Source organism: Pseudomonas sp. AC255, from assembly GCF_979258175.1.
The window spans coordinates 62,752-76,603 of the sequence record NZ_OZ409841.1 but is presented as its reverse complement, the minus strand read 5'-3'; the positions used below and the strand labels follow the sequence as shown (position 1 = coordinate 76,603).

The following is a 13,852-nucleotide window of genomic DNA, read 5'->3' as shown; positions in this document are numbered from 1 at the left end:
CAGCTCCTACATCCGATCGTGTTCACCGCGGTTTTTGCGGATGAACGCTGATTCTGTAGGAGCTGCCGAAGGCTGCGATCTTTTAAGGCTTACCCGATCCAGCTATAGAGCGGCGTATCCCCGCCGCTCGCCACTTGCACATCGGCACTGTGGCGCAAGCGCACGAGCAAACGCTTGCCCGCCACCGCACTGCCGGTCAGCGCTTCCAGTTGATCGAGCAGATCCGGTCCACTGAGTTGCCCGGCCTTGCGCAGCAAGTCTTTGGCCACTTGCCACAGCGCATCGTCCTGATTCACCGGCTTCGCCGCCGGGGCCGACGCCACTGCCTCAGACTGCGCGACCGGCGCCTGCCCGCTCAGTGCCGAACCCAGCCTCGCCCAATCGCTGTCATCCAGCTCCACCGTCAAATCCACCGGCACCTCGCCGACCGTTCCGCGTATCCGCAACATCGAGTTCGCTCCTGCACTTTTCTGACCTGCATGCTCCCATGGGACTTGTGCAACGCCAAGTAAAGGGCGCCAAACACATCTGGTAATTCCCGGTTAATCGGCTAAATTAATCTCTTTTTGCGGGAAGGATTCCCAATGTCTTCAGGACGAAAACTGGCCTCTAAAGGAGGCCCGACCTCTACAGGTGGCGTGATACTTGAAGGAAATGAGAACCTCAATATCGAAGGAAGAATAATCGCTTCCATTGGACAACTCGCCAGTTGTCCGGTCTGTGGGCCTGGCAAAGGCCCCATCGTAGCAGTGGGTGAAAGAACGCTGATTTTACCTGCCGGACCAGCTGCGCTAGAGGGTGACTACGTCGCCTGCGGTTGTCCGCCCATGACCAATAAGCTGCTCACTCAGCAACACAGTGGTTTCGCAGGAATTGGCCGGCCCGCTCCAATTGACATGGGGCCACCGATTGCTGCCCTGACCTCTTATCGCTACTTGCAGGTCATCATCGAACGCCTTGATGACACGGAAAAGCCAGGTTTGGCTTACAAACTCAAGGACAAGGCGAAGGTTGCCGTTTTACAAGACAGCACTTGCAACCTCACAGGCGAAGGCTGCGAACACCCGGTAAAAAACGCTTCGGATTACGACACCCTGTTGGTAGGGGAAGATTCCGAATGGACTTTCTATGCCTATGAAGAGCCCCTGACACAGGATTTGTCATGAAATCGGAAATCAAACTCATCTTTAAAGACTTTCTGATGCAGCCACCGCCAGGCGTAAAATTTCAGCTGCTTATCGACGGTCAGGTCGTAGATGACAACATCGTTCAAAACGATGACAGGCCTCGCATTTATTCATTGATATCCAAAAACGGCCAGATCGCTATAACGCTCGCGGGCAAGGAACTACCGTCGATCAAAACCCGAGACACCCACGAAGTGACGGTTCAGATTGTGGGGAACTCCGGTACAAAAAAGGTATGCACACTGCTACGTTGAATCCAGGGAAGTCTCTTTCGATCGTAGCGATATCACCGTGGGTAAAAGTCCCGCTAACGACCAGCGGCGCTGTCTCGAACGACGCGTTCTACGAAGTCGAATATGGTGTGAAACGTACAAATGAAACCCGAACGGTGAAAGTCGTCATTCAGGACATGCCGCGCAGGATACTGATGGAGGCGCTGTCACACCGGGGATCAACACAGTGGGCAGGGAATAAAAGCAAAAGTCGCTGCCACACCCTACTCTAAGGCAGAGCGTGGAATTTCCACCAAACACAAATAAATGCAATCTGTTCGTCTACGACGTGCTGACCGCAATTGGGGTCAACGTGGCGTTGATTGAACATGGCAAATCGAAATACCTGCCATATTTCTCCAAGGTTAGTCCTCCGCTCGCGGGTGAATGGGCGAATGGACAACGATTGCTCAACAGCTGGAAAGTCGAGCGCACGCCGTTGCCCGGGGACGTCGGCGCTTACGCAATGAATTATTCCGACGCCAGCGGCCATGTCGGCTTCGTTCTAACGAAGGGCGTATGCATTTCTGCAGGGTGGGAAAAAGTTGAAGTTAACGACGCAGGTTTTCGCCATGCGACCGGTAATGCAAATCCCAGCGACCATGACTTCACTATTTTCCGACGCTACAAACACAGCACGCCACAATGAAACGCCCTTATTCGCTCCTCCTCATAATTCCGTTTTTGCTCATCGTGGCATGGCGCATCTGGTTGCCTGCCGATCTTTCGGCTTGTCCCGCTGACGGGGAAACTGCAGGTCCACTGACCCTTGTTATTCGTGATTACTTTGAGCGCAATAGCCGGACCGACTGGCGAGACATGGATGATCGTTTCGACATACTTTCAACCCCCGAAGGCCAGAGCATAGCGAGTCAACCGAATTCACACACTTGCGAAGCATTGCGGGTACTGCAGAGTCCGGCGTTCAGTCAGAGTGAAAAAATCTTCACCATGGCACTTATGTTCAGACTGCCAATCGACCAGTACATGGCCCTGATGGATCGCAGTCATCAACTCTACACGCAGGGCAAAATGGATAAGGAGGTGCTGACTCTGGTGGTATTTCCGCGCGGAACAGCCATCAACTACTGGTGGCTTCCGGCTTGGCGACAGCGTTTCAGTCGCGATGCCCCGAGCGTGCTCGACGCAAATCTGATCAACGATGTCCTTTCGGGACACTATTGGTTCGACTATCCCGGCGCAGGCTTCTGATTCTGCAAGCATGACATTCAATCCCAGCACCGCCCGCGACCTCATCCCGGGCGGTGCTTAGCCATGTCTTGCGCAATCTCAAGCGCACGGGCACACTCTGCGCACTTTCGTTATAAGATTACATAACAAACTTTCATTTTTCTCGGAGTCCGTCATGCGTCGTCTGTTGCTCGCTTTGCCGTTTGCCCTGTTGCCGCTGGCCGCTGCTCATGCGGTGGATGAGCACGATCACGATCATGAGCACGGCAGCCTCGGCGCCCATGAGCATGGTGTGGGTCGTCTGAATGCCGCGCTCGACGGTCAGACCCTGGAGCTTGAGCTGGAAAGCCCGGCGATGAATCTGGTGGGTTTTGAACACGCCGCGACGTCGGATGCCGACAAGGCCAAAGTCGCTGCCGCTCGTGCGCAGCTGGAAAAACCATTGGCCCTGTTCAGCCTGCCCGCTGCGGCCGGCTGCAAGGTGGTCAGCCAGGAACTGGAAAGCCCGCTGTTCGGCGACAAGCCGGACGCCGATGATCACGACGAAGATGAAGCGGACAAGGACGGTCACGAGCATCACCACGACCACAGCGAAATCCACGCGCATTACCAATTCAGCTGCGCCACACCGGGCGCGCTGAGCACGCTGAACCTGACGAACATCTTCAAGACCTTCCCGGCGACGCAGAAGATTCAGGTACAACTGATCAGCGCGACCGGCCAGCAAGGTACCGAAGTGACGGCCAAGTCAGCTGCGCTGAAATTCTAGGATCCACCGAAATCCCCTGTGGGAGCGAGCCTGCTCGCGAAGGCGGCGTGTCAGCTGACAGGTGGGTGTCTGACCCAGCGCTTTCGCGAGCAGGCTCGCTCCCACAGGGTTGTGTTCACTTCATGAAAATCGGTGCCATGACCCAAGCACTCATCGAACTTTCCGACCTTGGCTTCAACTGGCCCGGTCACCCGCCGCTGCTGGACATCCCGGCGTTTCGTCTGGAAGCCGGCGAAACCCTGTTTCTCAAAGGCCCCAGCGGCAGTGGCAAGACCACGCTGCTCGGCCTGCTTGGCGGGGTGCAGAAGCCCAATCGGGGCAGCATTCGCCTGCTCGGCCAGGAGCTGACCGAGCTTTCTGCCGGCAAGCGCGATACGTTTCGTGTCGATCACACTGGCTACATTTTCCAGCAATTCAACCTGCTGCCGTTTCTCTCGGTGCGCGAGAACGTTGAGTTGCCGTGTCATTTTTCAAAACTGCGTGCGCAACGGGCGAAACAGCGCCACGGCAGCGTCGATCAAGCCGCCGCCACGTTGCTCGCCCACTTGGGTCTGAAAGACGAAAGCATCCTCAGCCGCCGCGCCGACTCGCTGTCGATCGGCCAGCAACAACGGGTCGCCGCCGCACGCGCGTTGATCGGCCAACCGGAGCTGGTGATCGCCGACGAACCGACCTCGGCGCTGGATTACGACGCCCGCGAAAACTTCATTCGCCTGCTGTTTGCCGAGTGCCGCGAGGCCGGATCGAGTCTGTTGTTCGTCAGCCATGACCAGAGCCTGGCGCCGCTGTTCGACCGTCATCTGTCCCTGGCCGAACTCAATCGCGCCGCCACGTCCGCCGAGGTCTGAGATGTATCTGTTTCGTCTGGCCATGGCCAGCCTGGCCAACCGCCGTTTCACCGCATTGCTCACTGCTTTCGCCATTGCTCTTTCGGTGTGCCTGCTGCTCGCCGTCGAGCGCGTGCGCACCGAAGCCAAGGCCAGTTTCGCCAGCACCATCAGCGGTACTGACCTGATCGTCGGCGCTCGTTCGGGGTCGGTAAACCTGCTGCTGTATTCGGTGTTTCGCATCGGCAACGCTACCAACAACATCCGTTGGGACAGCTTTGAACACTTCGCCAACAACCCGAAAGTGAAGTGGGCAATCCCCATGTCCCTCGGCGATTCCCATCGCGGCTATCGCGTGATGGGCACCACCGAAGCCTATTTCCAGCACTACCAGTACGGGCGCCAGCAACACCTGGCGCTGGCCGACGGTCGCGCGTTTGCCACCGATCCTTTCGAAGTGGTGCTCGGTGCCGAAGTCGCCGAAGCGCTGCACTACAAGCTCGGCGACAAACTGGTACTGGCCCACGGCGTGGCGGCGATCAGCCTGGTCAAGCACGACGACAAACCCTTCACCGTGGTCGGCATCCTCCAGCGTACCGGCACCCCGGTGGACCGCACGTTGCACATCAGCCTCGGCGGCATGGAGGCGATCCACATCGACTGGCACAACGGCGTGCCGGCGCGCGGCAACGGCAGGATCAGCGCTGATCAGGCGCGCAACATGGACCTGACGCCGCAAGCGATCACCGCGTTCATGCTCGGCCTCAACAGCAAGATTTCCACCTTTGCCTTGCAGCGCGAGATCAACGAATACCGTGGCGAACCGATGCTGGCGATCCTGCCGGGCGTGGCCTTGCAGGAATTGTGGAGCCTGATGAGTACGGCCGAGAAAGCCTTGTTCGTGGTCTCGCTGTTCGTTGTGCTGACCGGGCTGATCGGCATGCTCACGGCGATTCTCACCAGCCTCAACGAGCGCCGCCGCGAGATGGCGATTCTGCGTTCGGTGGGCGCGCGGCCGTGGCACATCGCAAGTCTGCTGGTGCTGGAAGCTTTCGCCCTGGCCCTGACCGGGGTGATCGCCGGGCTGGCGCTGCTGTACGTCGGCATCGCCGCTGCGCAAGGGTACGTGCAGGCCAATTATGGTTTGTACCTGCCGCTGGCATGGCCGAGCGAGTATGAATGGACGCTGCTCGGTGGCATTCTGGCGGCCGCGCTGCTGATGGGCAGCGTGCCGGCCTGGCGCGCGTATCGCCAATCCCTGGCCGATGGCCTGTCGATCCGTTTATGAGGATGTTCACCATGCCCCGCGCCCTGCTTGCGCTGCTGATGCTGGTCGCCCTGCCCGTGTGGGCGGCGGCGCCGAAAGACCTGACCTGGTCGGAAATGATCCCGCCGGACGCCGCGCCGGAAGTGCCGAACATGACCCCGCTGCACGACCTGTCGAAGATGGGCGACGCACTCTCTGCCGAGTCCGCGCCGGCGGCCAAGCAGGACATGCCCAACGCTCCGGTAGTGAAAAGCCTCGACGGGCAGAACATTCGCCTGCCGGGTTACATCGTGCCGCTGGAAGTCAGCGAAGAGGGGCGCACCACGGACTTCTTGCTGGTGCCGTATTTCGGCGCCTGCATCCACGTCCCGCCACCGCCGTCGAACCAGATCGTCCACGTGAAAAGCGAACTGGGCGTGAAGCTTGATGAGCTGTATCAGCCGTACTGGGTCGAAGGACCGTTGCAGGTGAAAGCCTCAAGCAGTGAGTTGGCCGATGCCGGGTATCAGATGGAGGCGGAGAAGATTTATGCGTATGAACTGCCGGAGTAATTCCCGGTAGTATTGTATTGTCCGCAGAGACCCCATCGCGGGCAAGCCCGCTCCCACAGGTTATGTGGGTGAGCAAAAAACTGACAAACAACGGGATCATTGTGGGAGCTGGCTTGCCAGCGATGGGGCCGAGATGAACGCCACAAAAAAACGGGCCTTCACTGTTTCATTGAGCTGAGTCAAAACACCGTATCAGACGGCTTCGTACCCTAGGACATCGAATTTTTATGTCCTTTCGGAGCCCCCATGAACAAGTCCTTGCTCAGCGCCTCGCTGTTTGCCCTCGCGCTCGCAGCCCCGCTAGCCCACGCCCACGAAGCCGGTGACATCCTTGTGCGCGCCGGTGCGATCACCGTCAACCCGAAGGCCGACAGTTCCAGCGTCAAGGTCGATCAGGGTCCGCTGAGCGGCACTGATCTGGGCGGCAAGGCGACCATGAGCAGCGACACCCAACTGGGTCTGAACTTCGCTTACATGCTCACCAACAACATCGGTATCGAGCTGCTGGCAGCCACGCCGTTCGAGCACGACGTCAAGCTCAAGGGCACCGCCCTGCCCGCCGCCAACGGCAAGCTCGGCACCCTGAAACACCTGCCGCCGACCCTCAGCGTCGTCTACTACCCGCTGGATTCGAAATCGGCTTTCCAGCCGTATGTTGGCGGTGGCATCAACTACACCTGGATCTACGACGAACACGTCGGCAGCGAAGCCAGCGCCAACGGCTTCAGCAACTTCAAGGCGAAAAACTCCTGGGGCCTGGCCTGGCAGGTCGGTGCCGACTACATGATCACCGACAACATCATGCTCAACGCCCAGGTGCGCTATATCGATATCGATACCCGCGCGACCGTCGAGAACAACGCCGTCGCACCGGGCACCCGTGCACGGGTGAATGTGGATGTCGATCCGTTCATCTACATGGTCGGTTTGGGCTATAAGTTCTAAGCTGACTTTGACCGAACGTTCACGTGGTGGTGAATGAGGCTTGGTGGCGGGCAGGCACAGACCTGACGACGACCGTACGCAGTTGATCGGGGGATAACATTCCCTCGCCACAGGGATAGCGATATTCCGGCCGTGAAAAAGGCGCCTGATGAAGGGCGCCTTTTTCATTTGGTGCTGAGTCATGTGCGGTGTTCGAGATCCAAGCCCCTCATCGGAACGCCGCCCGCCCAGCCCTTTCCCGAGGGAGAGGGAGCCGATTTGTGTGTTGTTCAAAACCTGAGTTCGACTGGGTATCGCAAGTCGGCGTACTTCTCACAAACACCTCGGTCAGTTCCCTCTCCCCCTGGGAGAGGGCTAGGGTGAGGGGCTTCTCAGGAGCGCCCGAGCAACCGCGCCAAGCCCACACTCATCGGCGTCTGCGGCGGCATTTCGAAGCGCTGCAGCAAGCGTCGGTTGTCAGCCCGCGAATGGCGGATATCACCCGAACGCGCCGGCCCGTAGCTCACGGGCGGCAGTTCACCGACCACTGATTTCAAAGCTTCGAGCATCTGCTTCAGGCTCATCGCCTGATTCCAGCCGACGTTGACCGCGCCTTCCTGCACTTCGGGCTTTTCCAGCGCCTGCACCAGCAAATCCACCAGATCCCCGACAAAGAGGAAATCCCGAGTTTGCTCGCCATCGCCAAACACGGTGATCGGCAAACCTTTCGACGCGCGTTCGCTGAAGATGCTGATCACCCCGGAATACGGCGAGGACGGATCCTGGCGGGGGCCGAAGATGTTGAAGAAGCGGAAAATCGCCGGCTCCAGACCATGCTGGCGACGGTAGAAATCGAAGTACTGCTCACCGGCCAGTTTGTCCGAGGCATAGGGTGTCAGCGGCGCTTTCGGGGTGTCTTCGTCGATCGACTCGCCCTCGCCATTGTTGCCGTACACCGCCGCGCTGGAGGCGTACACCACACGCTTGACCCCGGCCAGGCGCATGGCTTCGCAGACATTCAGGGTGCCGATGAAATTGCTCTGATGGGTTTTCACCGGATCGTCCACCGAGGCCTGCACCGAGGCCACGGCCGCCAGATGCGCGACAGCGTTGCAACCTTGCATGGCGCGGGCGACCAGGGCGGCATCGGCGACATCGCCGACCACCAGTTCAACCTTGGGATTGTCCAGCGGCAGGTTGCTGCGCTTGCCGGTCGACAGGTCGTCGAGCACGCGTACCGCATAGCCCTTGGCGAGCAAGGCATCGGTCAGGTGCGAGCCGATGAAGCCGGCTCCGCCAGTGATTAAAACCGTTGCTTCAGCCATGTCGGTAGAACCTGTCCAGTAGACCCGGGAGTGCGGCACGCCAGGCGCGCGGTTTGATCCCGAAAGTGTGGAGAATTTTCTTGCAGGCCAGCACTGCATGTTGCGGCTCTTCGGCGGCGTCCGGGCGCGCGGCGTGGGCCTGCGCGGTCGGTGCTTCGATCGCCAGCGGATGCAGGCTGCGTGCTTCGGTGAGAATCGCCTGGCCCAGCGCCAGCGGGGTGGTCGCTTCGTGGCCGGCGTAATGGTAAGTGCCCCACAGCGGCGCGGCGCAGTCGAGTTGCTTGAGCACGGAGATGATCACTCGAGCGGCGTCATCGACCGGAGTCGGATTGCCGCGCCGATCATCGGCCAGCAGCAACTCTTCGGGTTTTTCCGCGCGAGCGAGGAAGCGTCCGAGGGTGCCGTCCGGGCTGTCGTCGAGCAGCCAGCCGAAACGCAGCAGTACATGTTGCGGGCAGGTCGCGCGCACGCTTTGCTCGATGCGCCACAAGGCCTGACCGCGCAGGCCCAGCGGCACCGGTTCGTCTTTTTCGCTGTAAGCGGTAGCACGTGAGCCGTCGAACACGCGATAGCTCGACGGCTGCACGAGGACAATGTTGTGGTGCTGGCACAGTTCGGCCAGACGCTCGATGGCGCGTTCCTGACCGGTCATGCGGCTTTCGCTGACGCTCTCGGCCTGGAACCAGTCGAAATAGTAGGCGAGGTTGATCAACGCATCGGGACGGGTGTCGTCGAGCAATTGGGTGAGGCTCGCGGCATCCCAGCCGTTTTCGGGCGGGCGGGGGGCGAGGAAACCGATGTCTTCTTCCGCACCGAGGCGAATCAGCGCCTGCCCAAGGGCATTTCCGCCGCCCAGTAACATAAGGCGCATTCGCATAGAGTCAGCAGGCCCAGTCTGATTGGAACGATGGCTTTAGCGACGGTTCTTGTGGAACAGTCGTCGATAATTGCCGGAATCGTTGCATTTTGCGGGTTTAGTGCGCAACCGTCATCCGTAAAGTGTAGAAGCTGGAAATTGTATCGAGGCCACCGGCCCCATCGCTGGCAAGCCAGCTCCCACAGGTTTTGTGCCAGGCATGAATCCTGTGGGAGTTGGCTTGCCGACGATGAGGGCCTGACTGTCGCTGAAGATCCCCAGCGGTACTTGCATCTTCCCGCCCCCGCCCGCATAACTCCAGTCATGAATCTGCCCCTCCCCGCCAACAGCGCGCTGGCCGGTTTTCACCCCGCCGTCAGCGCCTGGTTCAACAAGACTTTCCCGGCGGTCACCGCCGCTCAGGCCCGTGCGTGGCCGTTGATTCGCCAGCGCCGGTCGACGCTGATCGCCGCGCCCACTGGCTCCGGCAAAACCCTGACCGCGTTCCTCGCCGTGCTCGATGAGCTTGTCCATCGTGGTCTGGAACACCCCGATGGTCTGCCCGCCGAAACCCTGGTGGTCTATGTCTCGCCGTTGAAGGCACTGTCCAACGACATCCAGATCAACCTGCAGAATCCGCTCGCCGGCATTATCGCGCAATTGCGCGAGATGGGCCTGCCGGAGCTGACCATCACTACCGCCGTACGCACTGGCGACACGCCGCAAAAAGACCGCGCCGCGATGCGCAAGAGCGCGCCGCATATTCTGGTGACCACCCCGGAATCGCTGTACGTGCTGCTTGGCTCGGAATCCGGGCGCAGGATGCTCGGCACCACGCGCACGGTGATCATTGACGAAATCCACGCCATGGCCGCCGGCAAGCGCGGCAGTCATCTGTCCTTGAGCCTTGAACGGCTGCAAGCGTTGTGCGCCGAACCGCTGACCCGCATCGGCCTGTCCGCCACGCAGAAACCGGTAGAAGCCGTGGCGCGGTTTCTGGTCGGTCACGATCGCCCCTGCGAAATCGTCGACATCGGCCACGCCCGCCCTCGGGATCTGGGCATCGAGGTGCCGCCGGTGCCGTTGTCGGCGGTGATGGCCAATGATGTCTGGGAACTGGTGTACGAGCGCCTCGCAGAACTCGCTCGCGAGCACCGCACCACGCTGATTTTCGTCAACACCCGACGCCTTGCCGAGCGCCTCAGCCGGCATCTGAGCGACCGCCTAGGAAAGCAGGCCGTGGCGGCGCACCACGGCAGCCTGGCCAAAGAGTTTCGCCTCGATGCGGAACAGCGCCTCAAACGCGGCGAGCTGCAAGTGCTGATCGCCACTGCATCACTGGAGCTGGGCATCGATATCGGTGAAGTCGACCTGGTCTGCCAGATCAGTTCACCGCGTTCGATTGCTGCGTTTCTGCAACGAGTCGGTCGCTCCGGACACCAGGTCGGCGGCATGCCCAAGGGTCGTTTGTTCGCCACCACCCGCGACGACCTGATCGAGTGCGCCGCCCTGCTCGACTGCGTGCGCCGGGGCGAGCTGGATACGCTGCACATTCCGGAAAAACCGCTGGATGTGCTGGCGCAGCAGATCATTGCCGAGGTCAGTTGCCAGGAATGGTCGGAGGACGCGTTGCTGGCGATGTTCCGCCGAGCCTGGCCCTATCGCGATCTCGACGAAAAACACTATCAGGCCCTGCTGAGCATGCTCGCCGAGGGTTACAACGGCCGTCAGGGCATCCGCAGCGCCTACCTGCACCGCGACGCCGTCAGCCGCACATTACGTGGCCGGCGTGGCGCGCAACTGACCGCCGTGACCAGTGGCGGCACCATCCCGGACAACGCCGACTACAGCGTATTGCTAGAACCCCAGGGCTTGAACATCGGCAGCGTCAACGAAGATTTCGCCGTGGAAAGTATCGCCGGCGATGTGTTCCAGCTCGGCAATACCTCGTATCGCATTCTGCGGGTAGAGAGCGGCAAGGTGCGGGTCGAGGATGCGCAGGGCATGCCGCCGACCATTCCGTTCTGGCTCGGCGAAGCGCCGGGGCGCAGTGATGAACTGTCGGCGGCCGTCGCGCGCCTGCAAGCGCAGTTGGACGAATTGCTCAGCGCCAGCCCCGGTAATCTGCAACCGGCGCTCGACTGGCTGACCGCCACACTCGGCCTCAACCTCGCCAGCGCCGAGCAACTGGTCGAATATCTCGCCCGCGCGCGGCAAACCCTCGGCGCCCTGCCCTCGCAGGACACGCTGTTGATGGAGCGGTTTTTCGACGAGTCCGGCGGCACCCAACTGATCATTCACACGCCATTCGGCAGTCGCATCAACCGCGCCTGGGGCCTGGCCCTGCGCAAGCGTTTCTGCCGCACCTTCAACTTCGAATTGCAGGCCGCCGCCAGCGAAGACGCGATCGTGCTGTCGCTGTCCACCAGTCACAGCTTCGAGCTCGACGAAGTCTGGCGTTACCTGCACAGCAACAGCGCCGAACACACCCTTATTCAAGCCGTGCTCGATGCGCCCTTGTTTGGCGTGCGCTGGCGCTGGAATGCCGGGGTGGCGCTGGCGTTGCCGCGTTTTACCGGCGGGCGCAAAGTCGCTCCGCAACTGCAACGGATGAAAAGCGAAGACCTCATCGCCAGTGTGTTTCCCGACCAGATCGCCTGCCTGGAAAACCTCGCCGGCGAGCGCGAAGTCCCCGAACATCCGTTAGTGGAACAGACCCTCGACGATTGCCTGCACGAAGCGATGGACAGCGAAGGCTGGCTGACCCTGCTGCGGCGCATGGAGCGTGGCGAGGTGCGCCTGATCGCCCGGGATTTACCTGCGCCGTCGCCGCTGGCGGCAGAAATCCTCAGCGCCCGCCCCTACACGTTTCTCGACGACGCGCCGCTGGAGGAACGCCGCACGCAAGCGGTGATCAATCGACGCTGGAGCGATCCGCAATCGACCGATGATCTCGGCGCGCTCGATGCCGATGCGATCACCGCAGTGCGCGAAGAAGCCTGGCCGTCGCCCAATTCCATGGATGAAATGCACGAAGCGCTGATGAGCCTCGCCTGCATCAGTGACGCCGAAGCGCGCGCCAACGCGGGTTGGCCGGACTGGCTGCAAACGCTGATGGCCAGCGGCCGCGCCTGCCGGTTGCAGATCGACGCCGAGCATCAGTTGTGGCTGGCTCGCGAACGCCTGAGTTGCCTGCAGGCACTTTATCCACAGGCCACGTTGGCGAGCGCAGCAGTCGTGCTGCCCGGCTTCGACGACGCATGGGCATTCGATGAGGCGCTGGTCGAAGTGATCCGCGCCCGCCTCGGTGCCTTTGGGCCGATCCCGTTGCCGGCCATCGCCGAGCCGCTGGCCTTGCCAGCCGCGCAAGTCAATCAGGCCCTCGCGCAACTGGAGCGTGAAGGCTACGTCTTGCGCGGCCAGTTCACGCCGAACAGCGCGATTGAAGAATGGTGCGAACGCCATCTGCTGGCGCGCATCCATCGCTACACGGTCAAGCGCCTGCGCCGGGAAATCGAACCGGTGGCATTGCAGGACTTCATGCGTTTTCTGTTCGACTGGCAGCATCTGACGCCGGCCACCCAAGGTCAGGGCAGTGCGGTGCTGCCGGCGATTGTCGGCCAGTTCGAAGGTTATCCGGCGGCAGCCTCGGCATGGGACAGCGACATCCTGCCGGCACGCCTCAAGGACTATTCGCCGAGCTGGCTGGATGAACTGTGCCGCAACGGCAAACTGGTGTGGACGCGCATCAGTGCACGGCAGAAAGTCAGCGGCTCGGCATTGCGCAGTACACCGATTGTGCTGCTGCCGCGTAGCCAGGTGGGTTTGTGGAGTGCGTTGGCTGAGCAGACGCCAGTGAGCGAGTTATCGCCGAAAACACAGAAAGTCTTTGAGGCGCTGAGTCAGCATGGCGCGCTGTTTTTCGATGAGTTGATTCATGAAGCGCGCCTGCTGCGCAGCGAACTGGAAATCGCCTTGCAGGAACTGGTCGCCGCAGGTTTGGTGAACGCCGACAGCTTCGCCGGCCTGCGCGCGCTGATCACGCCGGCAAGCAAGCGCCAGCAGCGCAGTAGCCGACGCGGGCGCGGCGCGTTTATCGGCGGCATGGACGATGCCGGGCGCTGGGCATTGCTGCGCCGGGGTTCGTCAGCCGATGCCGCCGAGACGCTCGAACATGTCGCCATGACCCTGCTGCGCCGCTACGGCGTGGTGTTCTGGCGCTTGCTCGAACGCGAAGCGGACTGGTTGCCGAGCTGGCGGGAATTGCTGCGCACCTTTCATCGTCTGGAGGCGCGGGGCGAGATTCGTGGCGGGCGGTTTGTCAGTGGTCTGGCTGGCGAGCAGTTTGCCTTGCCCGAAGCCATTCCCTTGCTGCGCGAAGTACGCCGCCGCCCGCAGGACGGCAGCCTGGTGGCGGTGTGTGGGGTTGATCCATTGAATCTGGCCGGGACGTTGTTGCCGGGAGCGAAAGTACCGGCGCTGGTGAGCAATCGGCTGGTTTATCGCGATGGGGTGCCGGTGGCCGCTATGGTTGCGGGCAAGCCGCAGATCTGGGGGGAATGGGATCAGGTGGTCGTTGAGCAGATAGGCAGGAAACTCATCCGCAATTGAGGGTGTCTGTTCTGGCCTCATCGCGGGCAAGCCCGCTCCCACAGGGTTCTGCGGCGTACACAAACCCAATGT

The 13,852-nt window shown here is 61.1% G+C and carries 13 protein-coding genes; 10 read left to right on the top strand and 3 right to left on the bottom strand.

Going from position 1 to position 13,852, the window contains the following annotated elements; all coding sequences use genetic code 11:
- Positions 1-89: 89 nt before the first annotated feature.
- Positions 90-449, bottom strand: a complete 360-nt coding sequence (locus tag ACZZ0K_RS00435; RefSeq protein ID WP_258707250.1) for a hypothetical protein — start codon at positions 447-449, stop codon at positions 90-92.
- Between the two features lie 135 nt (positions 450-584).
- Between ACZZ0K_RS00435 and ACZZ0K_RS00430 the strand changes: the two genes are divergently transcribed.
- From ACZZ0K_RS00430 to ACZZ0K_RS00390, 9 genes are all read left to right on the top strand, one after another.
- A complete protein-coding gene (locus tag ACZZ0K_RS00430) occupies positions 585-1,166 on the top strand; it encodes a PAAR domain-containing protein (protein ID WP_225930982.1) in 582 nt (193 codons plus the stop codon).
- The gene (locus ACZZ0K_RS00425; protein ID WP_463558927.1) at positions 1,163-1,441 is read left to right on the top strand and encodes a hypothetical protein; all 279 of its coding nucleotides are present in this window, start codon (positions 1,163-1,165) and stop codon (positions 1,439-1,441) included. Before ACZZ0K_RS00430 ends, ACZZ0K_RS00425 begins: the two co-directional genes overlap by 4 nt.
- A 259-nt stretch (positions 1,442-1,700) precedes the next feature.
- Positions 1,701-2,108, top strand: coding sequence for a hypothetical protein (locus tag ACZZ0K_RS00420; protein WP_463558926.1), 408 nt, complete (start codon positions 1,701-1,703; stop codon positions 2,106-2,108).
- Complete coding sequence (locus ACZZ0K_RS00415; RefSeq protein WP_024014498.1) at positions 2,105-2,671, top strand: hypothetical protein; 567 nt, start codon at positions 2,105-2,107, stop codon at positions 2,669-2,671. Before ACZZ0K_RS00420 ends, ACZZ0K_RS00415 begins: the two co-directional genes overlap by 4 nt.
- Before the next feature lie 154 nt (positions 2,672-2,825).
- Complete coding sequence (locus tag ACZZ0K_RS00410) at positions 2,826-3,419, top strand: DUF2796 domain-containing protein (protein WP_056790744.1); 594 nt, start codon at positions 2,826-2,828, stop codon at positions 3,417-3,419.
- 137 nt (positions 3,420-3,556) lie between these two features.
- Complete coding sequence (locus ACZZ0K_RS00405) at positions 3,557-4,267, top strand: ABC transporter ATP-binding protein (protein WP_076567723.1); 711 nt, start codon at positions 3,557-3,559, stop codon at positions 4,265-4,267.
- Between the two features lies 1 nt (position 4,268).
- Entirely contained in the window at positions 4,269-5,534 is a 1,266-nt protein-coding gene (locus ACZZ0K_RS00400; RefSeq protein WP_056790749.1) for an ABC transporter permease, read from the top strand.
- A gap of 11 nt (positions 5,535-5,545) precedes the next feature.
- Positions 5,546-6,064: a DUF3299 domain-containing protein gene (locus tag ACZZ0K_RS00395; protein ID WP_024014502.1), complete on the top strand. Its 519-nt coding sequence runs from the start codon at positions 5,546-5,548 to the stop codon at positions 6,062-6,064.
- Between the two features lie 246 nt (positions 6,065-6,310).
- Complete coding sequence (locus ACZZ0K_RS00390) at positions 6,311-7,009, top strand: OmpW/AlkL family protein (RefSeq protein WP_150638354.1); 699 nt, start codon at positions 6,311-6,313, stop codon at positions 7,007-7,009.
- A gap of 371 nt (positions 7,010-7,380) precedes the next feature.
- On the opposite strand, the gene ACZZ0K_RS00385 is transcribed toward ACZZ0K_RS00390, so the two are convergent.
- The gene (locus ACZZ0K_RS00385; RefSeq protein WP_243241573.1) at positions 7,381-8,313 is read right to left on the bottom strand and encodes an NAD-dependent epimerase/dehydratase family protein; all 933 of its coding nucleotides are present in this window, start codon (positions 8,311-8,313) and stop codon (positions 7,381-7,383) included.
- Positions 8,306-9,190: a sugar nucleotide-binding protein gene (locus ACZZ0K_RS00380; protein ID WP_041477681.1), complete on the bottom strand. Its 885-nt coding sequence runs from the start codon at positions 9,188-9,190 to the stop codon at positions 8,306-8,308. Before ACZZ0K_RS00380 ends, ACZZ0K_RS00385 begins: the two co-directional genes overlap by 8 nt.
- A 303-nt stretch (positions 9,191-9,493) precedes the next feature.
- Here ACZZ0K_RS00380 and ACZZ0K_RS00375 point away from each other — a divergent pair, with 303 nt between their 5' ends.
- The gene (locus ACZZ0K_RS00375; protein ID WP_258707251.1) at positions 9,494-13,780 is read left to right on the top strand and encodes a DEAD/DEAH box helicase; all 4,287 of its coding nucleotides are present in this window, start codon (positions 9,494-9,496) and stop codon (positions 13,778-13,780) included.
- Positions 13,781-13,852: the final 72 nt, after the last annotated feature.

Bases quoted from the DNA above. Each gene is read 5' to 3' on its own strand.
- ACZZ0K_RS00395 (WP_024014502.1), top strand. From the start codon at position 5,546: ATGCCCCGCGCCCTGCTTGCGCTGCTGATGCTGGTCGCCCTGCCCGTG.
- ACZZ0K_RS00375 (WP_258707251.1), top strand. From the start codon at position 9,494: ATGAATCTGCCCCTCCCCGCCAACAGCGCGCTGGCCGGTTTTCACCCC.
- ACZZ0K_RS00385 (WP_243241573.1), bottom strand. From the start codon at position 8,313: ATGGCTGAAGCAACGGTTTTAATCACTGGCGGAGCCGGCTTCATCGGC.
- ACZZ0K_RS00435 (WP_258707250.1), bottom strand. From the start codon at position 449: ATGTTGCGGATACGCGGAACGGTCGGCGAGGTGCCGGTGGATTTGACG.
- ACZZ0K_RS00410 (WP_056790744.1), top strand. From the start codon at position 2,826: ATGCGTCGTCTGTTGCTCGCTTTGCCGTTTGCCCTGTTGCCGCTGGCC.
- ACZZ0K_RS00415 (WP_024014498.1), top strand. From the start codon at position 2,105: ATGAAACGCCCTTATTCGCTCCTCCTCATAATTCCGTTTTTGCTCATC.
- ACZZ0K_RS00405 (WP_076567723.1), top strand. From the start codon at position 3,557: ATGACCCAAGCACTCATCGAACTTTCCGACCTTGGCTTCAACTGGCCC.
- ACZZ0K_RS00380 (WP_041477681.1), bottom strand. From the start codon at position 9,190: ATGCGAATGCGCCTTATGTTACTGGGCGGCGGAAATGCCCTTGGGCAG.
- ACZZ0K_RS00390 (WP_150638354.1), top strand. From the start codon at position 6,311: ATGAACAAGTCCTTGCTCAGCGCCTCGCTGTTTGCCCTCGCGCTCGCA.
- ACZZ0K_RS00430 (WP_225930982.1), top strand. From the start codon at position 585: ATGTCTTCAGGACGAAAACTGGCCTCTAAAGGAGGCCCGACCTCTACA.
- ACZZ0K_RS00425 (WP_463558927.1), top strand. From the start codon at position 1,163: ATGAAATCGGAAATCAAACTCATCTTTAAAGACTTTCTGATGCAGCCA.
- ACZZ0K_RS00400 (WP_056790749.1), top strand. From the start codon at position 4,269: ATGTATCTGTTTCGTCTGGCCATGGCCAGCCTGGCCAACCGCCGTTTC.